The 22,280-nt window shown below is 70.3% G+C and carries 21 protein-coding genes; 17 read left to right on the plus strand and 4 right to left on the minus strand.

The features are described 5' to 3' along the window. The first annotated feature begins 9 nt into the window (after positions 1-9). Positions 10-645 carry a DJ-1/PfpI family protein gene (locus ACFRKB_RS01915; RefSeq protein WP_383102435.1) on the plus strand — a complete coding sequence of 212 codons (636 nt, stop codon included), beginning with the start codon at positions 10-12 and terminating at the stop codon, positions 643-645. 9 nt (positions 646-654) lie between these two features. Here the strand turns inward: ACFRKB_RS01915 and ACFRKB_RS01920 are convergent, their stop codons facing one another. Continuing rightward, positions 655-1,434 (minus strand): enoyl-CoA hydratase/isomerase family protein, encoded by a 780-nt coding sequence (locus tag ACFRKB_RS01920; RefSeq protein WP_383102436.1) that lies wholly within the window; start codon positions 1,432-1,434, stop codon positions 655-657. A gap of 219 nt (positions 1,435-1,653) precedes the next feature. Between ACFRKB_RS01920 and ACFRKB_RS01925 the strand changes: the two genes are divergently transcribed. After that, positions 1,654-2,160, plus strand: a complete 507-nt coding sequence (locus tag ACFRKB_RS01925; protein WP_383102438.1) for an ATP-binding protein — start codon at positions 1,654-1,656, stop codon at positions 2,158-2,160. Here the strand turns inward: ACFRKB_RS01925 and idi are convergent. The 3 genes from idi to galE all read right to left on the minus strand — a co-directional run bounded on the left by idi (position 2,135) and on the right by galE (position 4,893). Further along, positions 2,135-2,728, minus strand: a complete 594-nt coding sequence (gene idi / locus ACFRKB_RS01930) for an isopentenyl-diphosphate Delta-isomerase (protein ID WP_383102439.1) — start codon at positions 2,726-2,728, stop codon at positions 2,135-2,137. The two genes, ACFRKB_RS01925 and idi, sit on opposite strands and share 26 nt — an antisense overlap. 100 nt (positions 2,729-2,828) lie before the next feature. Then, the gene (locus tag ACFRKB_RS01935) at positions 2,829-3,767 is read right to left on the minus strand and encodes a cation diffusion facilitator family transporter (RefSeq protein ID WP_383102441.1); all 939 of its coding nucleotides are present in this window, start codon (positions 3,765-3,767) and stop codon (positions 2,829-2,831) included. A gap of 142 nt (positions 3,768-3,909) precedes the next feature. Then, a complete protein-coding gene (galE, locus tag ACFRKB_RS01940) occupies positions 3,910-4,893 on the minus strand; it encodes a UDP-glucose 4-epimerase GalE (protein ID WP_383102443.1) in 984 nt (327 codons plus the stop codon). A 275-nt stretch (positions 4,894-5,168) separates the two neighbouring features. Between galE and ACFRKB_RS01945 the strand changes: the two genes are divergently transcribed. The 15 genes from ACFRKB_RS01945 (at position 5,169) to ispG (ending at position 22,264) form a co-directional block, all read left to right on the plus strand. Further along, the gene (locus tag ACFRKB_RS01945; RefSeq protein WP_383102566.1) at positions 5,169-7,052 is read left to right on the plus strand and encodes a DUF5941 domain-containing protein; all 1,884 of its coding nucleotides are present in this window, start codon (positions 5,169-5,171) and stop codon (positions 7,050-7,052) included. After that, positions 7,049-7,798, plus strand: coding sequence for a phosphocholine cytidylyltransferase family protein (locus tag ACFRKB_RS01950; RefSeq protein WP_365971869.1), 750 nt, complete (start codon positions 7,049-7,051; stop codon positions 7,796-7,798). Before ACFRKB_RS01945 ends, ACFRKB_RS01950 begins: the two co-directional genes overlap by 4 nt. After that, entirely contained in the window at positions 7,786-8,847 is a 1,062-nt protein-coding gene (locus tag ACFRKB_RS01955) for an iron-containing alcohol dehydrogenase family protein (RefSeq protein ID WP_365971868.1), read from the plus strand. Before ACFRKB_RS01950 ends, ACFRKB_RS01955 begins: the two co-directional genes overlap by 13 nt. Then, positions 8,825-9,604, plus strand: coding sequence for a CDP-alcohol phosphatidyltransferase family protein (locus tag ACFRKB_RS01960; RefSeq protein WP_383102445.1), 780 nt, complete (start codon positions 8,825-8,827; stop codon positions 9,602-9,604). The genes ACFRKB_RS01955 and ACFRKB_RS01960 overlap by 23 nt, the downstream gene beginning before the upstream one ends. A gap of 5 nt (positions 9,605-9,609) precedes the next feature. Further along, entirely contained in the window at positions 9,610-10,482 is an 873-nt protein-coding gene (locus ACFRKB_RS01965; protein ID WP_383102568.1) for a glycosyltransferase family 2 protein, read from the plus strand. 116 nt (positions 10,483-10,598) lie between these two features. After that, positions 10,599-11,528 carry an ABC transporter permease gene (locus ACFRKB_RS01970; protein WP_383102447.1) on the plus strand — a complete coding sequence of 310 codons (930 nt, stop codon included), beginning with the start codon at positions 10,599-10,601 and terminating at the stop codon, positions 11,526-11,528. Continuing rightward, positions 11,521-12,306, plus strand: coding sequence for an ABC transporter ATP-binding protein (locus ACFRKB_RS01975; RefSeq protein WP_383102449.1), 786 nt, complete (start codon positions 11,521-11,523; stop codon positions 12,304-12,306). Before ACFRKB_RS01970 ends, ACFRKB_RS01975 begins: the two co-directional genes overlap by 8 nt. Positions 12,307-12,686: 380 nt before the next feature. Beyond that, positions 12,687-13,607: a squalene synthase HpnC gene (gene hpnC / locus ACFRKB_RS01980; RefSeq protein WP_383102451.1), complete on the plus strand. Its 921-nt coding sequence runs from the start codon at positions 12,687-12,689 to the stop codon at positions 13,605-13,607. Between the two features lie 8 nt (positions 13,608-13,615). After that, positions 13,616-14,554, plus strand: a complete 939-nt coding sequence (gene hpnD / locus ACFRKB_RS01985) for a presqualene diphosphate synthase HpnD (RefSeq protein WP_383102452.1) — start codon at positions 13,616-13,618, stop codon at positions 14,552-14,554. Positions 14,555-14,735: 181 nt separating this feature from the next. Beyond that, positions 14,736-16,121, plus strand: a complete 1,386-nt coding sequence (hpnE, locus tag ACFRKB_RS01990; RefSeq protein ID WP_383102454.1) for a hydroxysqualene dehydroxylase HpnE — start codon at positions 14,736-14,738, stop codon at positions 16,119-16,121. Between the two features lie 53 nt (positions 16,122-16,174). Then, on the plus strand, positions 16,175-17,233 hold the full coding sequence (locus tag ACFRKB_RS01995; protein WP_383102569.1) for a polyprenyl synthetase family protein: 1,059 nt from the start codon (positions 16,175-16,177) through the stop codon (positions 17,231-17,233). Between the two features lie 133 nt (positions 17,234-17,366). After that, positions 17,367-19,379 carry a squalene--hopene cyclase gene (gene shc, locus ACFRKB_RS02000; protein WP_383102456.1) on the plus strand — a complete coding sequence of 671 codons (2,013 nt, stop codon included), beginning with the start codon at positions 17,367-17,369 and terminating at the stop codon, positions 19,377-19,379. Continuing rightward, entirely contained in the window at positions 19,379-20,068 is a 690-nt protein-coding gene (locus tag ACFRKB_RS02005; RefSeq protein WP_383102458.1) for a phosphorylase family protein, read from the plus strand. Before shc ends, ACFRKB_RS02005 begins: the two co-directional genes overlap by 1 nt. A gap of 5 nt (positions 20,069-20,073) precedes the next feature. After that, entirely contained in the window at positions 20,074-21,093 is a 1,020-nt protein-coding gene (hpnH, locus tag ACFRKB_RS02010) for an adenosyl-hopene transferase HpnH (RefSeq protein WP_383102459.1), read from the plus strand. Between the two features lie 4 nt (positions 21,094-21,097). Further along, a complete protein-coding gene (gene ispG, locus ACFRKB_RS02015) occupies positions 21,098-22,264 on the plus strand; it encodes a flavodoxin-dependent (E)-4-hydroxy-3-methylbut-2-enyl-diphosphate synthase (protein WP_383102461.1) in 1,167 nt (388 codons plus the stop codon). Positions 22,265-22,280: the final 16 nt, after the last annotated feature.

Raw genomic sequence — 22,280 nt, forward strand, 5'->3', positions numbered from 1 at the left:
AGGTTCGTCATGAAGATCGCGATCGTCCTCTTCGAAGGCTTCACCGCGCTCGACGCCGTCGGCCCGTACCAGATGCTCTGTTACACCCCCGGCGCCGAGACGTTCTTCGTCGCCGAGCAGGCCGGGCCCGTGACCGACGACGCCGGCGCTCTCACGCTCGTCGCCGGGAAGACGCTCGCCGAGGTCCCCTCGCCGGACGTCCTGGTGGTGCCCGGCGGGCCCGGTCAGGAGGGGCAGATGGAGAACGAGGCGCTTCTCGGCTGGCTGCGCGCGGCCGACGCCACCTCCACCTGGACCACCTCCGTCTGTACCGGATCCCTGCTGCTCGCCGCCGCCGGCCTGCTCAGGGGCCGCCGGGCCACCTCCCACTGGCTGGCCGTGGAGACACTGCGTACGTACGGAGCCGAGCCCACCGGCGAACGCGTCGTCACCGACGGCAAGTACGTCACGGCCGCCGGGGTCTCCTCGGGCATCGACATGGGGCTCACCCTCGCGGGACGGCTGGCCGGCGACCGGTTCGCCCAGACCGTGCAGCTGCTGACGGAGTACGACCCGCGGCCGCCCTACGACGCGGGCTCGGCGGACAAGGCACCGGCCGATCTCGTCGCGGAGATGCGGGACGGGAGCCGTTTCCTCCTTCAGTGACGGCCCCGCTCATCCTTCGGCGACAGCTCCGCCCGCGCCCTCGGAGCCGTAGGTCCAGCTGAAGCGCGGCTCACGGCGCTCCAGGAAAGCGGCGACGCCCTCCGCGGCGTCGCCGCTGCCGCGCGCCTGCTCCGCCCAGTAGGCCGCACGGTCCGTACGGCCCGAGGCGAACTCCTTGGCCGCCGCCTGGGTCAGCCGCGAACGCGAGACCAGCACCCGCGCGAACTCCGCCACCCGCTTGCCCAGCTCGCCCTCCGGCAGCACCTCGTCGACGAGTCCGGTGCGCAGCGCCCGTTCCGTCTCGATCAACTCGGCGGAGAACAACAGGTATTTGGCCGTGGCGGGACCCACCAGTGAGGCCAGCCGGCGGGTGGACGACTCCGGGTAGACGATCCCGAGCCGCGCCGGAGTGATCCCGAACCGCGCCCCCTCCTCGGCGAACCGCAGATCGCAGGCCGCGGCCAGCTGGCAGCCGCCGCCCACGCAGTAGCCGCGTACGGCCGCGAGCGTCGGCTTGGGGAAGGCGGCCAGCGCCTCTTCCGCGGCCACCGCCAGCGACGGCGGATCCTGGCCGGGCTCGCGCAGCGAGGAGATATCGGCGCCCGCGCAGAAGGTGGCGCCCTCACCGGTCAGGACCAGCACCCGTACGGCCGGGTCCTCCGCCAGCGCCCCGAGCAGCGGTGGCAGCCGCCGCCACATCCGCGCGGTCATCGCGTTGCGTTTGGCGGGATGGTGGATCACCACGGTCGCGATGCCGTCCGCGACGGTGTGCAGCAGCTGGGGCTCCATGCGCCGGATGCTATCCCCGCGCTGTGTGACCCCGGCAACCGCTCCGAAACCGCCAGCGGATGAGCAGACGCGATCGTGTCCCCGGTCGTGCCGCTCGAATGCGGTCGCGACGCGCCAATTCCGGCTGACTTCTGTTCAGTACTCCGGTACGGACGGCCCCGGTCCCAAGACTCGGTACCGATGGACGACACCGTTCGACACAAGGGTGGGTGCCGCACGATGGAGAGCCGCGGAAGTGTTCCGGCCCGGCCGCTGTCGTACGAGGGGGTCTGGCGGTTCACCGCACCCGCCATCGACAGCTCCGTGCCTCAGACCAGACACGCCGTACGCGACCTGCTGAAACGTCTGCGCGTACCGGTCAGGGACGGGGTGGTCCAGGGAGTGCTGCTCATCGTCTCCGAGCTGGTCACCAACGCCGTACAGCACGCGGCCCTGCTCTCGCCGGAGATCGCCGTCGAGGTCGCCATCGGCGCGGCGTGGATCCGGGTGTCGGTCGAGGACAACCATCCGTACCGGCCCACGGCGCTGGAGACGGATCACGCCAGGACAGGCGGGCGCGGGCTGCTGCTCGTACAGGAGACCTCGCGTGAGGCCGGCGGCGGCTGTGGTGTGGAGCACACCGCCGGCGGCGGGAAGATCGTCTGGGCGGTGCTGCCCTTCCCGTCGCCGGCCGTGCCCGATGAGCCGCCGCGAGGAAGTGTCACCAGCCCCCGGCGGGCCCGGTGAGCTCTCTGATGGCAGGGCGCGCCGCGTCCAGGACGGTCATGAACCACGCGGAGAACGCGGCCTCGCCGTGCCGCTCGGTCAGCTCCGCCGGGGTGACGAACGCGGTCTCGCCGACCTCCTCGGGGTCCGGCCGCGGCGCGGACTGCGCGAGCCCGACGAAGAGATGGTTGTACTCCTGCTCCACCAGCCCCGAGGCCGGGTCGGGGTGGTTGTAGCGCACCGTGCCCGCCTCGGCGAGCAGCGAGGGCGAGATGCCCAGCTCCTCGTGGGTACGGCGGGCGGCGGCGGCGAACGGCGCCTCGCCCGGGTACGGATGCCCGCAGCAGGTGTTCGACCAGACGCCGGGGGAGTGGTACTTGCCGAGCGCGCGGCGCTGGATCAGCAGCCGGCCCTGCTCGTCGAAGAGGAAGACCGAGAACGCGCGGTGCAGTCTGCCCGGCGCCTGATGGGCCGAGAGCTTCTCGGCGGTGCCGATGGTATTGCCCTGCTCGTCGACCAGCTCCAGCATGATCGTTTCTTGTGTGCCGTTCGACGAGCTGTTCGCCGCAGTGACTGGTGTGGTCGGCATAACCATCCTTCGCATCGGGCCTCGGGGCCCAAGTCTGCCGTACAGAAGCCTCGTGTTCGCACTTCGGAAGTGTGGGCATGTCCGTTCGGCTCGGGGAGCGTCAGTGGCAGAGCTTCGCCTCGTGCTCCGCGTGGCCCTGGGGCTCCAGCTGGAACGTGCAGTGCTCGACATCGAAGTGATGGCCCAGACATCCCTGCAGGTCATGGAGCATCTTCTCGTGGCCCACCGTGTCCAGCGCGTCCTGGTCCACCACCACATGTGCGGAGAGCACCGGCATCCCGGACGTGATCGTCCAGACATGGAGATCGTGTACGTCCGCTACTCCGGGCAGTGCGAGCATATGTGCGCGTACCTCATTCATGTCCACGTTCTTGGGCGCCGCTTCCAGCAGAACGTTCAACGTCTCCCGCAGCAGCTTCACCGTACGCGGGACGATCATGAGCCCGATCAGCAGGCCCGCGATCGGGTCGGCCGTCTGCCAGCCCGTGGTGAGGATCACGACGGCGGAGACCAGCACCGCGAGCGAGCCCAGGGTGTCCGCGAGGACCTCCAGATACGCCCCGCGCACATTGAGGCTCTCCTTCTGCCCCCGCATCAGCAGCGAGAGGGAGACCATATTGGCGGCCATGCCCACCAGGGCGAAGATGATCGTGAGCCCGCCCCGGGTCTCGGGCGGTACGAGGAAGCGCTCGATCGCCTCGTACAGCAGGTAGCCGCCGACCCCGAGCAGCAGCACACAGTTGGCCAGCGCGGCGAGGATCTCGGCCCGCGCGAAACCGAAGGTGCGGGTCTCGTCCGCGGGCCGGGCGGCGAAGTGGATCGCCAGCAGGGCCATCCCGAGCCCCACCGCGTCCGTCGCCATGTGCGCCGCGTCCGCGATCAGGGCGAGGGAGTCGGAGGCGATCCCGCCGATGATCTCCACCACCATCACGGACAGGGTGATCGACAGAGCGATCCGCAGCCGCCCCCGGTACGCGGCGGTCGTGGTGCCCGCCGGTGGTCCTCCGTGCGTGTGCCCGTGGTTGTGCCCTGCCCCCATCGCGGACGCCTCCCGGTCGTCTGGACGAACTGCCGACGAGGTCAGTGAACTACGGGAGGGGGGTATCCGGCAACACGGCACTGAACACCGTTGTCATATGCTCTGACCTGCGGAAATGGCCGCAGGTCAGAGCGCCGCACGATCACCCGACCGAGGCCGTGGGACGGTGCAGCCGCCAGCCCTCCCAGGCCGACTCGACCATCTCGCGCACACCGCGGCTCGCCGTCCAGCCCAGCTCCTCGTTGATCAGCGCGACCGAGGCGACGGCCCGCGCGGCATCGCCGGGACGGCGCGCCTCGACCACCGGTTCCGTACGGTCACCGGTCACCTCCGCCACCAGACCGGCCAGCTCGCGGACCGAGACGCCCTCGCCGCGGCCGATATTGACCGTGAGATCCCGGGCGCCCTCCTGGCCCGCCAGCCACCGCGCGGTGGCGAGATGGGCCTCGGCGAGATCGGAGACATGGATGTAGTCCCGGATGCAGGTGCCGTCAGGTGTCGGATAGTCGGCGCCGAAGATCCGCGGCGCCTCGCCCCGGCTGATCCGGTCGAAGAACATCGGGATGATGTTGAACACCCCGGTGTCCGCGAGCTCGGGGTGCGCGGCGCCCGCCACATTGAAGTAGCGCAGACAGCCGGTGGCGATCGAGTGCGCCCGTCCGGTCGCCCGGACCAGCCACTCGCCCGCGAGCTTGGTCTCGCCGTACGGATTGATCGGCACGGCGGGCGTCCGCTCCGTGATCAACTCCACATCCGGCACCCCGTACACGGCCGCCGAGGAGGAGAACAGGAAGCGCCGCACCCGCGCCGCCACCACGGCCTCCAGCAGCACCGTGAGCCCGTGCACATTCTCCCGGTAGTACCTCAGCGGCTGCTCGACGGACTCCCCGACCTGCTTCTTCGCCGCCAGATGCACGACTCCGGTGATCCCGTGCCCGGCGAGCGTACGGTCGACGAGTTCCCTGTCCAGCAACGAGCCCCGCACGAGCGGGATCTCCGCGGGCAGCCGGCCGGCGACACCGGTCGACAGATCGTCGAGTACGACGACCCGCTCGCCCGCCGCTGCCATGGACCGCGCGACATGTGCCCCGATATAACCCGCTCCACCTGTGATCAGCCATGTCATGCCGTCACCCTAGACGCCCTTTCCGGCACCCCCGCTCATGTCCTGTTCACGTCATGGCCCGGTCCCCGGCGCCCGCGGTTTGTGGGGCGGGCCGTCGATCGACAATGATGATCTCCACGCGGGCCGCTCCCGGCCCAGATGATGGCGTCCGGGGCGTAAACGGTCGGTGAACTAGGTCTTCCGTTCATCCGATAGCCTCTGCCGACGTGCCGCAGCCCGGATCCCGGGGCGTTCGCCGCGCACCAAGCCCTGTCAGTGCCAAGGAGTGAGTTCGTCTGTCGACCGCCATCCTCACCGGCCCTCCGGTCCCCGGATCGTCGCTCGAAGGCGATCTGCGGTCGCTGGGTTTCGACGTGCGTACCGCGCCGGGCGTGGAAGAGGCCCGGGGGCTGGTCGCCGCCGCCCCCGCGTCCGAGCGTGTCGCCCTGGTCGACGCCCGCTTCGTCGGTCATGTCCACGCCCTGCGGCTGGCCCTGACCGATCCCCGCTTCCCGGCCGCCGCGGTGCCCGGCGCGCTCACCGCCCAGCCCGGAGCCCGTGCCGCGCTGCTGCGCGCCATGACGGCCCTGGACGGGGACGAGGACGGCCCCCAGCCGCTCGGCTCCCCGGCGGAAACACCGCGGACGGCCGGCACGACGGTGGCTCCGTGTGAACCGCTCGCCGACCGGGTCGCCACCGCGCTCGACGCCGGCGGCACCGCCGTCACCCGCCCCGCACTCGGCTCGCTCGTCGCCGCCGTACCGGCCGACGCCGCCGCCCGGGAGCAGGCCGGGACCGCCGTCGCCGCCGTGGACGAGGAGGCCGTACGGCTGCGCTCCGCCGTGAAGGCCCGCGACGGCTTCTTCACCACCTTCTGCATCAGCCCGTACTCCCGCCATCTCGCCCGCTGGTGCGCCCGCCGCGGTCTGACCCCGAACCAGGTCACCACCGCGTCGCTGATCACCGCGCTGATCGCGGCGGCCTGCGCGGCCACCGGCACCCGCGGCGGCTATGCCGCGGCCGGCGCGCTGCTGCTCTTCTCCTTCGTCCTGGACTGCACCGACGGGCAGCTCGCCCGCTACTCGCTCCAGTACTCCACGATGGGCGCCTGGCTGGACGCGACGTTCGACCGCGCCAAGGAGTACGCCTTCTACGCGGGCCTGGCGCTCGGCGCCGCGCGGGCCGGCGATGACGTATGGGCGCTCGCCCTCGGCGCGATGGTCCTCCAGACCTGCCGCCATGTCGTCGACTTCTCGTTCAACGAGGCGAATGTCGATGCCACGGCCGCGAACGCCGGGGGCAAGGCCGTCGTCGGCACCCCCACCGCCGCCCTCTCCAGCAGGCTCGACAGCGTCGGCTGGACGGTCTGGGTGCGCCGGATGATCGTGCTGCCGATCGGCGAGCGCTGGGCGATGATCGCAGTCCTGACGGCCGTCGCCACGCCCCGGATCGTTTTCTACGCGCTGCTCATCGGCTGCGCCTTCGCCGCCTGCTACACCACGGCCGGCCGCGTTCTGCGCTCGGTGACCCGCAGGGCCACCCGTACCGACCGGGCCGCCCAGGCCCTCGCGGACCTCGCCGACTCCGGACCGCTCGCCGAGCTCGTCGCACGGGTGCTGCGGCGCCCCGCGCGGGTCCTCCCCGGTGTGCTGCCGTTCCTGATCGCGCTGGCGGGCGGCGTCGTGGTCGTCGCCACGGCGGCCTTCGCGCCCTTCGACAGCCCCGTGCTCATTCTCGGCGGTCTCGTGTACGTCCTGACCTCGGGGTTCGCCGTAGCGCGCCGGATGGGCGGCGCCCTCGACTGGCTTATCCCACCGGTCTTCCGGGCGGCCGAATACACCACCATCCTGGTGCTCGCGGCCCGCGCCGATGTGCCCGGTGCGCTGCCCGCGGCATTCGGGCTGGTGGCGGCGGTCGCCTACCATCACTACGACACGGTGTACCGCATCCGCGGTGGCGCCGGCGCCCCGCCCCGCCGCCTCGTCCGGGCCCTCGGCGGACATGAGGGCCGTACGTTGCTGGTCACCGCGGCCGCCGCCTTCTCGACGCGCGCGTTCGACTTCCCGCTGGAACTGACGGTGCTGGCCGTCGCCGTGGCGCTGGTCGCGCTCACGGAGTCCATCCGGTTCTGGGTGTCCTCCGGAGCCCCCGCCGTACACGACGAAGGAGAACCCGCATGATCGGCCTCGTACTCGCCGCCGGTGCCGGCAGGCGTCTGCGCCCCTACACCGACACACTGCCGAAGGCCCTCGTGCCGGTGGACCCGGCGGGGGAGGGAACCACCACGGTTCTCGACCTGACGCTCGGCAACTTCGCCGAGGTCGGCCTCACCGAGGCCGCGATCGTCGTCGGCTACCGCAAGGAGGCCGTGTACGAGCGCAAGGCCGCCCTGGAGAAGACGTACGGGCTGAAGCTCACCCTCGTCGACAACGACAAGGCCGAGGAGTGGAACAACGCCTACTCGCTCTGGTGCGCGCGCGATGTGCTGGCGCGCGGGGTGATCCTCGCCAACGGCGACACCGTCCACCCGGTCTCCGTCGAGAAGACCCTCCTCGCCGCCCGCGGTGAGGGCCGCAGGATCATCCTGGCCCTCGATACGGTCAAGCGGCTGGCCGACGAGGAGATGAAGGTCATCACGGACGGCGCCAAGGGCGTACGCCGGATCACCAAGCTGATGGACCCGGCCACCGCCACCGGCGAGTACATCGGGGTCACCCTGATCGAGCCCGAGGCCGCCGCGGACCTCGCCGACGCCCTGAAGGCCACCTTCGAGCGCGACCCCGACCTCTACTACGAGGACGGTTACCAGGAGCTGGTGAACCGCGGCTTCACCCTCGACGTGGCGCCGATCGGCGACATCCCCTGGGTCGAGATCGACAACCACGACGACCTCGCGAAGGGCCGTGAGATCGCGTGCCAGTACTGACCCGGCTCATCCCGTCCCCGGTCGTCGTCGACATCAGCTGCGGTGCCCTGGACGATCTCGCCGGCCTCCTGGCCGACCAGCGGATCTCCAGCTCGGGCCGGCTCGCCGTGGCCATAAGCGGCGGCTCGGGACAGGTGCTGCGCGAGCGGCTCGCGCCGGATCTGCCGGGCGCGGACTGGTTCTCCGTCGCGGACGGCACGATCGACTCCGCGGTCAGGCTCGCGGACGACATCAAGGGCAAGCGGTACGACGCCGTGGTCGGCCTCGGCGGCGGCAAGATCATCGACGTGACGAAGTACGCGGCGGCCCGGGTGGGCCTGCCGATGGTGGCCGTCGCCACCAACCTCTCGCACGACGGCCTGTGTTCACCGGTCGCGACGCTCGACAACGACAACGGCCGCGGCTCGTACGGCGTCCCCACCCCCATCGCCGTCGTCATCGACCTCGATGTGATCAGGGACGCACCGGTCCGCTTCGTCCGGTCCGGCATCGGCGACGCCATCTCGAACCTCTCGGCCATCGCCGACTGGGAGCTGTCGCACCGCACCAACGGTGAGCAGGTGGACGGACTGGCCGCCGCCATGGCCCGTACCGCCGGCGAGGCCGTGCTGCGCCACCCCGGCGGGATCGGCGACGACGAGTTCCTGACCGTGCTGGCCGAGGCGCTGGTGCTCACCGGTATCGCCATGTCGATCAGCGGGGACACCCGCCCGTCGTCCGGTGCCTGTCATGAGATCAGTCACGCCTTCGACCTGCTCTACCCCAAGCGCGCCGCGCTCCATGGCGAACAGGTCGGCATCGGCGCCGCCTTCGCGATGCATCTGCGCGGCGCCCATGAGGAGTCACACCTGTTCACGGAGGTGCTGCACCGGCACGGGCTGCCCGTGCTGCCCGAGGAGATCGGCTTCTCCGTAGGGGAGTTCGTACGGGCCGTCGCCTACGCGCCGCAGACCCGTCCTGGCCGCTTCACCATCCTTGAGCACCTCGACCTGTCCACCGACCAGATCAGGGACGCGTACGCCGACTATGCCAAGACCATCAGTAGCTGAACTCCGACCGGTCGTACATCCGGCGGGGGTCAAGGACCGGCGCAGCGGTGAGCACTGGGCCGGGCGCCTGTACATGCGGGAGATCTCGCTGCGCGTCGACCGCTATCTGGTGAACACGCGGGTCACGCCCAACCAGCTGACGTACGTGATGACCGTCGCCGGTGCCCTCGCCGCCCCCGCCCTCCTGGTGCCGGGAATCCCGGGAGCGGTGCTCGGCGTGCTGGCGGTCCAGCTCTATCTGCTGCTGGACTGCGTCGACGGTGAGATCGCCCGCTGGAAGAAGCAGTACTCGATGACCGGGGTGTACCTGGACCGGGTCGCCGCCTATCTGTGCGACGCCGCCGTGCTGCTCGGCTTCGGGCTGCGTGGCGCCGACCTGTGGGGCACCGGACGGATCGACTGGCTGTGGGCCTTCCTCGGTACGCTCGCCGCCCTCGGCGCCATCATGGTCAAGGCCGAGACCGACCTGGTCGGCGTCGCCCGTCATCAGCAGGGGCTGGCTCCGGTCAAGGAGGCGGCCTCCGAGCCGCGCTCGTCCGGTATGGCGCTGGCCCGCAGGGCCGCCGGGGCGCTGAAGTTCCACCGGCTCATCCTCGGGATCGAGGCGTCCCTGCTGATCCTTCTCCTGGCGATCCTGGACTCGGTCAGGGGCGACCTGTTCTTCACCCGCCTCGGGATCGCGGTCCTGGCCGGGATCGCCGTCGTACAGACCCTGCTGCACCTGGTCTCCATCCTGGCGTCCAGCAGGCTGCGGTGAGCGACATGCGGCTCGGCGCGGTGATCATCACGATGGGTGACCGCCCCGGCGAACTGCGTGCGCTGATCGACTCCGTCCGCCGCCAGAACGGCGACCCGGTCGAGATCGTCGTGGTCGGGAACGGCGCCCCCGTGGGCGCCGTCCCCGCCGGCGTACGGACCGTCGAGCTGCCCGAGAACCTCGGTATCCCCGGCGGCCGCAATGTCGGGATCGAGGCGTTCGGGACCGCCGGCTCGGATGTGGACGCCGTGCTCTTCCTGGACGACGACGGTCTGCTGCCCCACACCGACACCGCCGAGCTGATCCGCGACGCCTTCGCGGCCGATCCCGTGCTGGGGATCGTCAGCTTCCGGATCACCGACCCGGAGACCGGTCTCACCCAGCGCCGCCACGTCCCGCGGCTGCGCGCCTCGGACCCGCTGCGCTCCTCCCGCGTGACGACCTTCCTCGGCGGCGCCAGTGCCGTACGGACGAAGGTCCTCGCGGAGGTCGGCGCGCTGCCCGGCGGCTTCTTCTACGCCCATGAGGAGACCGATCTCGCCTGGCGGGCGCTGGACGCCGGCTGGATGATCGACTACCGCGCCGACATGGTGCTGAACCACCCGACCATGCCGCCGTCCCGGCACGCGGTCTACCACCGCATGGTGGCCCGTAACCGGGTCTGGCTCGCCCGTCGCAATCTGCCGGCCGTCGTCGTCCCGTTCTATCTCGGCGTATGGGTCCTGCTCACCCTGCTCCGGCGCCCTTCCCTGACCGCGCTCAAGGCATGGTTCGGCGGGTTCCGGGAGGGCTGGGCGACCCCGTGCGGGCCGCGCCGTCCGATGAAGTGGCGTACGGTATGGCGGCTGACCCGGCTGGGCCGACCGCCTGTCATCTGACAAGCTCGGTTCTGAGAGCATCGGACAAGAGGCCGCCTGCCTCTTACCCCCCGGGGCCGGGCCGTCCGCGCCCGCGCCCGACCGGCTGCGCATCTTGAACACGAAAGTTTCAACTTGTGAGTGACACAACCCAAGAGGGTGCGATCGCTGTGAGCGCCCCCCCGTCGCCCGACGACGGTCTGTCCGCGGCGGATCTCGCCGCCAAGTACGGTCTGTCGGTGAGCGGTGCCCGGCCAGGGCTGCGCGACTACATCCGGCAGCTGTGGGGCCGGCGTCATTTCATCCTGGCCTTCTCCCAGGCGAAGCTCACGGCCCAGTACAGCCAGGCGAAGCTGGGCCAGCTCTGGCAGGTGGCGACCCCCCTGCTGAACGCCTTTGTCTACTACTTGATCTTCGGCCTCATCCTGGGGACCAAGAAGGACATCCCCCAGGATGTCTTCGTGCCCTTCCTGGTCACCGGGGTCTTCGTCTTCACCTTCACCCAGAGTTCGGTGATGGCGGGTGTCCGTGCCATCTCCGGCAATCTGGGGCTCGTCCGGGCCCTGCACTTCCCCCGGGCCTCGCTGCCGGTCTCCTTCTCCCTCCAGCAGCTCCAGCAGCTGCTCTTCTCGATGATCGTGCTGGTGGTCGTCGCGGTGGCCTTCGGCAGCTACCCGGCCCTGAGCTGGCTGCTGGTGGTGCCCGCGCTGGCGCTCCAGTTCGTCTTCAACACCGGGCTCGCGCTGATCATGGCGAGGCTGGGCAGCAAGACCCCCGACCTCGCCCAGCTGATGCCGTTCGTGATGCGCACGTGGATGTACGCCTCGGGCGTGATGTTCTCGATCCCGGTGATGCTCAAGGACAAGCCCTCCTGGATCGCCGACGTACTCCAGTACAACCCGGCCGCCGTCTACATGGACCTGGTCAGGTTCGCGCTGATCGACGGCTACGGGTCCGACAACCTGCCCGCGCATGTCTGGCTGGTCGCGCTGGTGTGGGCCGTGCTCCTGGGCGCCGTCGGCTTCGTCTACTTCTGGAAGGCTGAGGAGCGCTACGGCCGTGGCTGAGGACAACACGCAGGGGCGTATCCCCACGGTCATCGCCGACGACGTGCACATCGTGTACCGCGTCAACGGCGGTGGCGGCGGCAAGGGCAGCGCCACCGCCGCGCTCAGCCGCATACTCCGCCGCGACAAGGGGGAGTCGCGGGGCGTCCGCAAGGTCCATGCCGTCCGGGGGGTCACCTTCACCGCGTACCGCGGCGAGGCGATCGGACTGATCGGCACGAACGGCTCCGGCAAGTCGACCCTGCTGCGTGCGATCGCCGGTCTGCTGCCGGCGGAGAGCGGCAGGGTCTACACCGACGGCCAGCCGTCCCTGCTGGGGGTCAACGCGGCGCTGATGAACGATCTGACCGGTGAGCGCAATGTCATCCTCGGCGGTCTGGCCATGGGCATGACCCGCGAGCAGATCCGGGAGCGCTACCAGGGCATCGTCGACTTCTCCGGCATCAACGAGAAGGGCGACTTCATCACCCTCCCCATGCGGACGTACTCCTCCGGCATGGCCGCCAGGCTCCGGTTCTCCATCGCCGCCGCGAAGGACCACGACGTCCTGATGATCGACGAGGCGCTGGCCACCGGCGACCGCAAGTTCCAGATCCGCTCCGAGCAGCGGATCCGTGAGCTGCGCAAGGAGGCGGGTACGGTCTTCCTGGTCAGCCACAGCAACAAGTCCATCAGGGACACCTGCGACCGGGTGCTGTGGCTGGAGAAGGGCGAGCTCCTGATGGACGGTCCGACCGACGAGGTCATCAAGGCGTACGAGAAGGAGACCGGCAAGTAGCCCGGCCCTCCATGACCGAACGGGCCCCCGCCGGATCGCCACGGCGGGGGCCTCCTGGTGAGCCAATCGTCAAAGATCGGTCAAGTCCGGTGGGCCGGGGGAAGGTTGGCATGTATTGCGACGTTCTTGTAATGCGCGCAACACCCCGACGTGTTCCTCTTAGCTGTACAACGTAAGCTGTGCTGGGCCGATTCGCGGCAAGTGGGTCATTCCCACGGAGCACCCCGACCGCCCGACAGCCTTCTGTACTCGGAGGAGCGGGCGGCGTGTCCGAAATGGGATGTATTGGGTCAGCAGTGTAGAACGGGAGATGTGACGGCAATGACGGAAAATCTCCAGCTCCGCGAGGATTCCGCCGTCCCCGTACCGGGCAGCACGCGATGACGGGCCCCCCACAGGCAGGCCCCGACGCTTCCTCGCGCACCACCCTGGACAAGGCCGCGGACGAGAACTTTCCCGTGGCCCCGTTCTTTCTGCCGCGCGCGTGGCGAGAGCATCTGATGGCGGTGTACGGCTACGCGCGGCTCGTCGACGACATCGGCGACGGCGATCTCGCCCCCGGCGGCGGTGACGCCCGCCACCTGGGCGTCGCCCCCTCTCAGGCCGATGACCGGCTGGTCATGCTGGACGCCTTCGAGGCCGATCTGCGACGCGTCTTCGACCCGCAGGGCCCGGCCCCGGCACATCCGCTGCTGCGCGCCCTGACCCCGACCGTACGGCGCCGCTCGCTCACCCCCGAGCCGTTCCTCGGACTGATCGCGGCCAACCGCCAGGACCAGCTGGTGCGCCGCTACGAGACCTACGACGACCTGCTCGCCTACTGCGAGCTGTCCGCGAACCCGGTCGGCCGGCTCGTCCTCGAGATCACCGGCACCGCGAGCCCCGAGCGCGTCCGCCGCTCCGACGCCGTCTGCACGGCGCTCCAGATCGTCGAACATCTCCAGGACGTCACCGAGGACCTCGGCCGCGACCGTATCTATCTGCCCGCCCAGGACATGAAGAGGTTTCATGTCACCGAGGCGGACCTGGCCGCGGGCACCGCGAACGCGTCGGTGCGCGCGCTGGTGGCCTTCGAGGCCGAACGTGCCGGGCAGCTGCTGAATGAGGGCACCCCCTTGGTGGGTAGCGTTCACGGCAGGCTCCGGCTGCTGCTCGCCGGATTCGTCGCCGGAGGGCGTGCCGCCCTCGCTTCGATCGCGGCCGCCGGGCACGATGTGCTCCCCGGACCGCCCAAGCCCACCAAGCCGCGTCTGCTGCGCGAAGTGGGAGCTGTCCTGCGAAGTGCGCACAGAGAGGGGTGAGCCGGAACATGGAGGGACAGACGCCCATGTCCGCGCCGGTACAGGCGGCCTACAGCTACTGCGAGGCCGTCACCGGGCAGCAGGCCCGTAATTTCGCCTATGGCATCAGACTGCTGCCGGCCGAGAAGCGGCAGGCCATGTCCGCGCTGTACGCCCTCTCCCGGCGGGTGGACGACATCGGTGACGGCACGCTCGCCCCGGAGGCCAAGCAGGCACGCCTCGATGACACGCGTGCGCTTCTCGACCGGGTCAGGAAGGGCGCGGTGGACGAGGACGACACCGACCCCGTCGCCGTCGCGCTCACCGACGCGACGCGCCGCTTCCCGATCCCGCTCGGCGGTCTCGACGAGCTGATCGACGGTGTGGTGATGGACGTACGTGGCGACACGTACGAGACCTGGGACGACCTCAAGGCGTACTGCCGGTGTGTCGCGGGCGCCATCGGCCGGGTGTCGCTCGGCGTGTTCGGCACCACCCCCGGCGCGCCCGGTGCCGAGCGCGCCGCCGAGTACGCCGACACGCTGGGACTCGCCCTCCAGCTGACCAACATCCTGCGCGACGTACGCGAGGACGCGGGCAACGGGCGTACGTATCTGCCCTCCGACGACCTCGCCAAGTTCGGCTGCTCCGCGGGCTTCCACAGCGCGACCCCGGCGGCCGGGGCCGACTTCGCCGGACTGGTGCACTTCGAGGTGCGCCGCGCCCGCGCGCTCTTCGCCGAGGGCCTGCGCCTGCTGCCCATGCTCGACCGGCGCAGCGGCGCCTGCGTCGCCGCCATGGCCGGTATCTACCGCCGGCTGCTCGACCGTATCGCGCGCGACCCCGAGGCCGTGCTGCGCGGCCGGGTCTCTCTGCCGGGACACGAGAAGGCGTATGTCGCCGTGCGCGGCCTCTCGGGGCTCGACGCGCGCCAGATCTCCCGGCAGACCATCAGGAGGCGTGGCTGATGCGGCTCACCGCCCGATTCGGCCCGCTCCCCACGCCCCGCGGAATCCACCGGAAGACACACGCGCACCAGCGGCACGCGCACCAGAGGTTCTCAACCCCGCGTCGTGCTGACGCGTCCCTGACTGCGACGGAACCAACGGTCCTGGCGGAATGTCACGGACAGGCCCTAGGAGGGCACGAATGACAACGGCCGAGGGCACGTCCCGCCACGCGGTCGTGGTCGGCGCGGGACTCGCCGGCATCACGGCCGCCCTTCAGCTCGCCGACGCCGGAGTGCGGGTGACGCTCGTCGAGGGGCGGCCCCGGCTCGGTGGTCTCGCCTTCTCCTTCCAGCGCGGCGACCTCACCGTCGACAACGGCCAGCATGTGTATCTGCGCTGCTGTACGGCGTACCGCTGGTTCCTGGACCGGGTGGACGGCGCCGCGCTCGCGCCGCTCCAGGACCGGCTGGACGTACCCGTGCTCGATGTCGCGCCGGCCGGCGGGCCCAGGCTCGGGCGGATCCGCCGCAACGGGCTGCCCGTACCGCTGCACCTGGCCGCCGGGCTCGCGACGTATCCGCATCTCTCACTGGCCGAGCGCGCCTCCGTCGGGCGCGCCGCGCTCGCGCTCAAGCGGCTCGATCCCGCCGATCCGGCGCTCGACGGGATCGACTTCGCCACCTGGCTCGGCCGGCACGGCCAGTCGGAGCGCACCATCGAGGCCCTCTGGGACCTGGTCGGCGTGGCGACCCTCAACGCCACCGCGCCGTACGCGTCCATGGGGCTCGCCGCGATGGTCTTCAAGACCGGGCTGCTCTCCGAGTCCGGGGCCGCCGACATCGGCTGGGCGCGTGTCCCGCTCGGTGAACTGCACGACACGCTCGCCCGCAAGGCGCTCGACTCCGCGGGGGTGCGGACCGAGACCCGCACCCGGGTCAGCTCCGTCTCCCGCGCGGAGAGCGGCGGCTGGCATGTCGACATGGACGGAGAGCGGCTCGACGCGGACACGGTCGTCCTCGCCGTACCCCAGCGCGAGGCCCACTCGCTGCTGCCCGGGGGCGCGCTGGAGGACCCGGACCGGCTGCTGGACATCGGTACCGCGCCGATCCTCAACCTCCATGTCGTATACGGCCGCAAGGTGCTGCGGCGGCCGTTCTTCGCCGCGCTCGGCAGCCCGGTCCAGTGGGTCTTCGACCGTACCGACGCCTCCGGACTGAAGGACGGCCAGTATCTGGCGGTGTCCCAGTCGGCGGCCCAGGACGAGATCGACACGCCCGTGTCGGAGCTGCGGGCGCGCTATCTGCCCGAACTGGAACGACTCCTTCCGGCCACGCGGGGCGCGGAGGTGCGGGACTTCTTCGTGACCCGCGAGCGCACCGCGACGTTCGCGCCCGCACCGGGTGTGGGCAGGCTGCGGCCGACGGCCCACACCCGCGCCCCCGGCCTCTTCCTGGCCGGCGCATGGACCGCCACCGGTTGGCCCGCGACCATGGAGGGGGCGGTGCGCAGCGGCTTCAGCGCCGCCGGCGCGGCCCTCTCCGAGCTGGGGCACCGCCACGAACATCCCTTGCGGGAGGCGGCATGAGCCCGAGCACCGCACCAACGAGTACTGGAACAAGAGGAGAGACCGTGCCGACTGTGCCCCCGGCGAATCCGGCTGTCGACACCGCGGACGTCCACGCGCTGCTGGAGCGTGGGCGGAGCCTGTCAACGCCGGTGCTGCGCGCCGCTGTTGAGCGGCTCGCCGCGCCCATGGACACCGTCGCGGCCTACCACTTCGGCTGGATCGACGCCGAGGGCCGGCCCGCCGACGGAGACGGCGGGAAGGCGGTGCGCCCCGCGCTCGCCCTGCTCTCCGCGGAGGCGGCCGGTGCCCCCGCCGAGAAGGGCGTCCCCGGCGCGGTCGCGGTGGAGCTGGTCCACAACTTCTCGCTGCTGCACGACGATCTGATGGACGGCGACGAGCAGCGCCGGCACCGCGACACCGTATGGAAGGTGCACGGTCCCGCCCAGGCGATCCTCGTCGGCGACGCCCTCTTCGCGCTCGCCAATGAGGTGCTGCTGGAGATCGGCACGGTCGAGGCCGGCCGCGCGACACGCCGGCTGACCACCGCGAGCCGCAAACTGATCGACGGTCAGGCGCAGGACATCTCCTACGAGCACCGCGAGCGGGTCACCGTCGAGGAGTGCCTGGAGATGGAGGGCAACAAGACCGGCGCCCTGCTCGCCTGCGCCGTCTCCATCGGCGCGGTCCTCGGCGGCGCCGACGACCGTACGGCCGACACGCTGGAGGCGTACGGCCACCATCTCGGCCTCGCGTTCCAGGCCGTTGACGATCTGCTCGGCATCTGGGGAGACCCGGAGGCCACCGGCAAGCAGACCTGGAGCGATCTGCGTCAGCGCAAGAAGTCCCTGCCGGTCGTCGCCGCGCTCGCCGCGGGCGGTCCGGCTTCCGAACGGCTCGGCGAACTGCTCGCCGCCGACGCCAAAAGCAATGATTTCGAGACCTTCTCGGAGGAAGAGTTCGCCACCAGGGCGGCGTTGATCGAGGAGGCGGGCGGCCGGGAGTGGACCTCGCAGGAGGCCCGCCGGCAGCACGCCATCGCCATCGAGGCCCTGGATGGAGTCGACATGCCGGAACAGGTCCGGGCGCAACTCATCGCGCTCGCGGACTTCGTCGTCGTACGAAAGAGATGATCACTATTCCCCTATGCGTTCCTTCTGGGGGATGACCCTCATACCCCGAGCAGTCGCCGTCCACAGCCCGTAGGGCGCCGGACGACGGAGACCCCAGCACAGCAGAAGCACACCACTGCACGAAGGGGAAGCCATGACAGCGACGACCGACGGAAGCACCGGGGCCGTGGGACCCCGCGCAGCCTCGGCAAGCGGACCGACCGAAACCACCACCCCCGCGGCGGGCGGTGACCTTCGGGTCGCCGCCGAGCGGGCCACCGCACGATCCGTCGAGCATCTGCTCGGCAGGCAGGACGCCCAGGGCTGGTGGAAGGGCGACCTGGCGACCAATGTGACGATGGACGCCGAGGATCTGCTGCTCCGCCAGTTCCTCGGAGTCCAGGACGCGCGCACCACGGAGGCGTCCGCCCTCTTCATCCGCGGTGAGCAGCGCGCGGACGGTACGTGGGCCACCTTCTACGGAGGCCCCGCCGATCTCTCCGCCACCATCGAGGCGTATGTCGCCCTGCGGCTGGCCGGAGACAGTCCGGAAGACCCGCACATGGCGCGCGCCTCCCACTGGGTGCGCGAACAGGGCGGCATCGCGGGCTCCCGGGTCTTCACCCGGGTCTGGCTCGCCCTCTTCGGCTGGTGGAAGTGGGACGACCTGCCCGAGCTGCCGCCCGAACTGATCTTCTTTCCCAAGTGGTTCCCGCTCAACATCTATGACTTCGGCTGCTGGGCACGGCAGACGATCGTGCCGCTCACCATCGTCTCCGCGAAGCGGCCCGTACGGCCCGCTCCCTTCGCCCTGGACGAGCTGCACGCCGACCCCGCGCGCCCCAATCCGGGCAAGTCCCTGGCGCCCATGAACAGTTGGGACGGGGTGTTCCAGCGCCTCGACAAGGCGCTGCACGCCTACCACAAGTTCGCGCCGCGCCGGCTGCGCCGTACCGCGATGAACGCCGCCGCGCGCTGGATCATCGAGCGGCAGGAGAACGACGGTTGCTGGGGCGGGATCCAGCCTCCCGCCGTCTACTCCGTGATCGCCCTGCATCTGCTCGGCTACGACCTCGACCACCCCATCATGCGCGCCGGACTGGAGTCGCTCGACCGGTTCGCCGTCCGGCGCGAGGACGGCGCCCGGATGATCGAGGCCTGTCAGTCCCCGGTCTGGGACACCTGTCTCGCCACCATCGCCCTCGCCGACGCCGGGCTGACCCCGGACCATCCGGCCCTGGTCAAGGCCGCCGACTGGATGATCGGCGAACAGATCGTCCGCCCCGGTGACTGGTCCGTACGCAGGCCAAAACTCGCCCCGGGCGGCTGGGCGTTCGAGTTCCACAACGACAACTATCCCGACATCGACGACACCGCCGAGGTCATCCTCGCGCTGCGCCGCGTCAGACACCCGGACGCCGAGCGGATCGACGCGGCCATCGAGCGCGGCGCCCGGTGGAATCTGGGCATGCAGTCGAGGAACGGAGCCTGGGGCGCCTTCGACGCCGACAACACCAGCCCGTTCCCCAACCGGCTGCCCTTCTGTGACTTCGGCGAGGTCATCGACCCGCCGTCCGCGGATGTCACCGCGCATGTCGTCGAGATGCTCGCCTTCGAGGGCAAGTCCCACCACCCCGGCACCCGGCGCGGAATCGAGTGGCTCCTCGCCGAACAGGAGACCAACGGCGCCTGGTTCGGCCGCTGGGGCGTCAACTACGTATACGGGACCGGCTCCGTGGTGCCCGCGCTGACCGCCGCGGGACTGCCGGCCTCCCACCCCGCGATCCGCCGCGCGGTCGCCTGGCTCGAATCCGTACAGAACGAGGACGGCGGCTGGGGCGAGGATCTGCGCTCGTACGACGACGAGGCGTGGATCGGACGCGGTGCCACGACCGCCTCCCAGACCGCGTGGGCGCTGCTCGCGCTCCTCGCGGCCGGCGAGCGGGAGAGCGAGGCCGTCGAACGGGGGATCGCCTGGCTCGCCGGGGCCCAGCGGGAGGACGGCTCCTGGGACGAGCCGTTCTTCACCGGTACCGGCTTTCCCTGGGACTTCTCCATCAACTACCACCTCTACCGGCAGGTCTTCCCGCTCACCGCGCTCGGCCGGTACCTCCACGGCGAGCCCAAGCCGCTCGCGGTCCATGCGGGCGTCCGCAAGGGGAGCTGATGGAACGGCCCTCCGGCCGGTCCTCGGCTCCGTCCCCGGGTTCGTCGGCGGGGGCCGCGCCCGGTCCCGCCGCACCGCTGCTGATCGCCTGCGCGCTCGGCATCGAACGGTTCGCCCTGCGCGCGGGCCGGGCCGGCGCCGCGGGGCCGGTGACCGTCCTGCGTACGGGCATGGGGCCCAGGAACGCCGAGCGCGCCGTGGCACGCGCGCTCGGCGAGAGCCAGAACAGGAGCGCGGTCGTCATCGCGTCCGGGTTCTGCGCCGGACTCGTCCCGGGGATGAACCCGGGGGATCTGATCGTCGCCGACGAGACCCGGGACCCGGACGGCTCCACGCCCTGTACGGGCACCGCACTGCTGGTGGACGCGCTGGCCAGGGCCGTGCCGGGGCGTACGGTCCACACCGGCCCGCTGACCGGCTCCGACCATGTGGTGCGCGGTCAGGAGCGGGCCGAACTGCGCGCCACGGGGGCGGTCGCGGCGGACATGGAATCCGCCGCCACACTCCGAAGTGCTCTGAGCGCCGGGTCCCGCCCGGTTGCGGCCGTCCGGGTGGTCGTGGACGCTCCAGAGCATGAGCTCGTCCGTATTGGCACAGTGCGCGGTGGAATATCAGCCTTCCGCGTTCTCCGTGCCGTCCTTCCGGCTTTCCATGAATGGCACCGTTCTTTGCTGCTCCCCAGGAGGTGAGCTAGATGGCCATGCCGCTCCGTCAGACCATCAGGGTCGGGACGTACCTCTTTGAACAGAAGCTCCGCAGGCGTGAGAAGTTTCCGCTCATCGTCGAGTTGGAACCCCTCTTCGCCTGCAATCTGAAATGTGAGGGCTGTGGCAAGATCCAGCACCCGGCCGGCATCCTGAAGCAGCGTATGCCCGTTGCCCAGGCCGTCGGGGCGGTGCTGGAGTCCGGAGCGCCCATGGTCTCCATCGCCGGTGGCGAGCCGCTGATGCACCCGCAGATCGATGAGATCGTCCGGCAGCTGGTGGCGAAGAGGAAATACGTCTTCCTGTGCACCAACGCGATGCTGCTGCGCAAGAAGATCGAGAAATTCACCCCCTCACCGTATTTCGCCTTCGCGGTGCATATCGACGGGCTGCGTGAGCGGCACGACGAGTCCGTGGCGAAGGAGGGCGTGTTCGACGAGGCCGTGGCGGCCATCAAGGAGGCCAAGCGCCGAGGCTTCCGGGTGACCACCAACTCCACGTTCTTCAACACCGATACCCCGCAGACCATCGTCGAGGTACTCAATTACCTCAACGACGATCTCAAGGTCGACGAGATGATGATCTCGCCCGCCTATGCCTACGAGAAGGCCCCCGATCAGGAGCACTTCCTGGGGGTGGAGCAGACCCGTGAGCTGTTCAGGAAGTCGTTCGCCGGTGGTAACCGGGCGCGCTGGCGTCTCAACCACTCGCCGCTGTTCCTGGACTTCCTCGAAGGCAAGGCCGACTTCCCGTGCACGGCGTGGGCCATCCCGAACTACTCGCTCTTCGGCTGGCAGCGCCCCTGCTATCTGATGAGCGACGGGTATGTGCCGACGTACCGCCAGCTCATCGAGGAGACGGACTGGGACAAGTACGGCCGCGGCAAGGACGCGCGCTGCGCCAACTGCATGGCGCACTGCGGCTATGAGCCGACCGCCGTCCTGGCCACCATGGGCTCGCTCAAGGAGTCCCTGCGGGCGGTCCGTGAGACGGTCGCCGGGACGCGGTGACGACATGACCGCAGGAGAGCCAGTCTCGCTGGGGCTCCCCGCGCTGCCGGCCCGGCCGATCGCGATACGCCGCCACTCGCGGCGTATCGAGGTGGGGTCGGTGGCGGTCGGCGGGGACGCGCCGGTGTCGGTGCAGTCGATGACGACGACGCGTACGTCGGACATCGGTGCGACGTTGCAGCAGATCGCGGAGCTGACCGCGGCCGGGTGCCAGATCGTGCGGGTGGCGTGCCCGACGCAGGACGACGCGGACGCGCTGGCGACCATCGCGCGGAAGTCGCAGATCCCGGTGATCGCGGATATCCATTTCCAGCCGAAGTACGTGTTCGCGGCGATCGACGCGGGCTGTGCGGCGGTGCGGGTGAACCCGGGCAACATCAAGCAGTTCGACGACAAGGTCAAGGAGATCGCGAAGGCGGCGGGGGAGTCCGGGACTCCGATCCGGATCGGGGTGAACGCCGGTTCGCTGGACGCGCGTCTGCTGGCGAAGTACGGCAAGGCCACGCCGGAGGCGCTTGTCGAGTCGGCGCTGTGGGAAGCGTCGCTGTTCGAGGAGCACGGTTTCCGGGACATCAAGATCTCGGTGAAGCACAACGATCCTGTCGTGATGGTCAACGCCTACCGGCAGTTGGCGGAGCGGTGCGACTATCCCCTGCACCTCGGTGTGACGGAGGCGGGTCCCGCGTTCCAGGGCACCATCAAGTCCGCGGTGGCCTTCGGGGCGCTGTTGTCGGAGGGCATCGGCGACACGATCCGGGTCTCTCTGTCGGCGCCGCCGGTGGAGGAGGTCAAGGTCGGCATCCAGATCCTGGAGTCGCTGAACCTGCGGCAGCGCCGGCTGGAGATCGTCTCCTGTCCGTCCTGCGGCCGGGCCCAGGTCGATGTCTACAGGCTGGCGGACGAGGTGACGGCCGGTCTTGAGGGCATGGAGGTCCCGCTGCGCGTGGCCGTCATGGGCTGTGTCGTGAACGGTCCCGGCGAGGCCCGTGAGGCCGACCTCGGTGTCGCGTCCGGCAATGGCAAGGGCCAGATTTTCGTCAAGGGCGAAGTCATCAAGACCGTACCGGAATCGAAGATCGTGGAGACCTTGATCGACGAGGCGATGAAAATCGCCGAATCCATGGAGAACGCGGGCGTTCCCTCGGGGACTCCCGCCGTCACCGTGAGCTGAAGAAGCATTCCGAGAG

The sequence above is a fragment of the Streptomyces scopuliridis genome, from assembly GCF_042790125.1.
Lineage (GTDB): Bacteria > Actinomycetota > Actinomycetes > Streptomycetales > Streptomycetaceae > Streptomyces > Streptomyces scopuliridis_A.

What these genes read in the sequence shown, in the direction of transcription:
- ACFRKB_RS01915 (WP_383102435.1), top strand. Translation starts at nt 10, where the DNA reads ATGAAGATCGCGATCGTCCTCTTCGAAGGCTTCACCGCGCTCGACGCC.
- ACFRKB_RS01920 (WP_383102436.1), bottom strand. Translation starts at nt 1,434, where the DNA reads ATGGAGCCCCAGCTGCTGCACACCGTCGCGGACGGCATCGCGACCGTG.
- ACFRKB_RS01925 (WP_383102438.1), top strand. Translation starts at nt 1,654, where the DNA reads ATGGAGAGCCGCGGAAGTGTTCCGGCCCGGCCGCTGTCGTACGAGGGG.
- idi (WP_383102439.1), bottom strand. Translation starts at nt 2,728, where the DNA reads ATGCCGACCACACCAGTCACTGCGGCGAACAGCTCGTCGAACGGCACA.
- ACFRKB_RS01935 (WP_383102441.1), bottom strand. Translation starts at nt 3,767, where the DNA reads ATGGGGGCAGGGCACAACCACGGGCACACGCACGGAGGACCACCGGCG.
- galE (WP_383102443.1), bottom strand. Translation starts at nt 4,893, where the DNA reads ATGACATGGCTGATCACAGGTGGAGCGGGTTATATCGGGGCACATGTC.
- ACFRKB_RS01950 (WP_365971869.1), top strand. Translation starts at nt 7,049, where the DNA reads ATGATCGGCCTCGTACTCGCCGCCGGTGCCGGCAGGCGTCTGCGCCCC.
- ACFRKB_RS01960 (WP_383102445.1), top strand. Translation starts at nt 8,825, where the DNA reads ATGCCAAGACCATCAGTAGCTGAACTCCGACCGGTCGTACATCCGGCG.
- ACFRKB_RS01965 (WP_383102568.1), top strand. Translation starts at nt 9,610, where the DNA reads ATGCGGCTCGGCGCGGTGATCATCACGATGGGTGACCGCCCCGGCGAA.
- hpnC (WP_383102451.1), top strand. Translation starts at nt 12,687, where the DNA reads ATGACGGGCCCCCCACAGGCAGGCCCCGACGCTTCCTCGCGCACCACC.
- hpnD (WP_383102452.1), top strand. Translation starts at nt 13,616, where the DNA reads ATGGAGGGACAGACGCCCATGTCCGCGCCGGTACAGGCGGCCTACAGC.
- hpnE (WP_383102454.1), top strand. Translation starts at nt 14,736, where the DNA reads ATGACAACGGCCGAGGGCACGTCCCGCCACGCGGTCGTGGTCGGCGCG.
- shc (WP_383102456.1), top strand. Translation starts at nt 17,367, where the DNA reads ATGACAGCGACGACCGACGGAAGCACCGGGGCCGTGGGACCCCGCGCA.
- ACFRKB_RS02005 (WP_383102458.1), top strand. Translation starts at nt 19,379, where the DNA reads ATGGAACGGCCCTCCGGCCGGTCCTCGGCTCCGTCCCCGGGTTCGTCG.
- hpnH (WP_383102459.1), top strand. Translation starts at nt 20,074, where the DNA reads ATGGCCATGCCGCTCCGTCAGACCATCAGGGTCGGGACGTACCTCTTT.
- ispG (WP_383102461.1), top strand. Translation starts at nt 21,098, where the DNA reads ATGACCGCAGGAGAGCCAGTCTCGCTGGGGCTCCCCGCGCTGCCGGCC.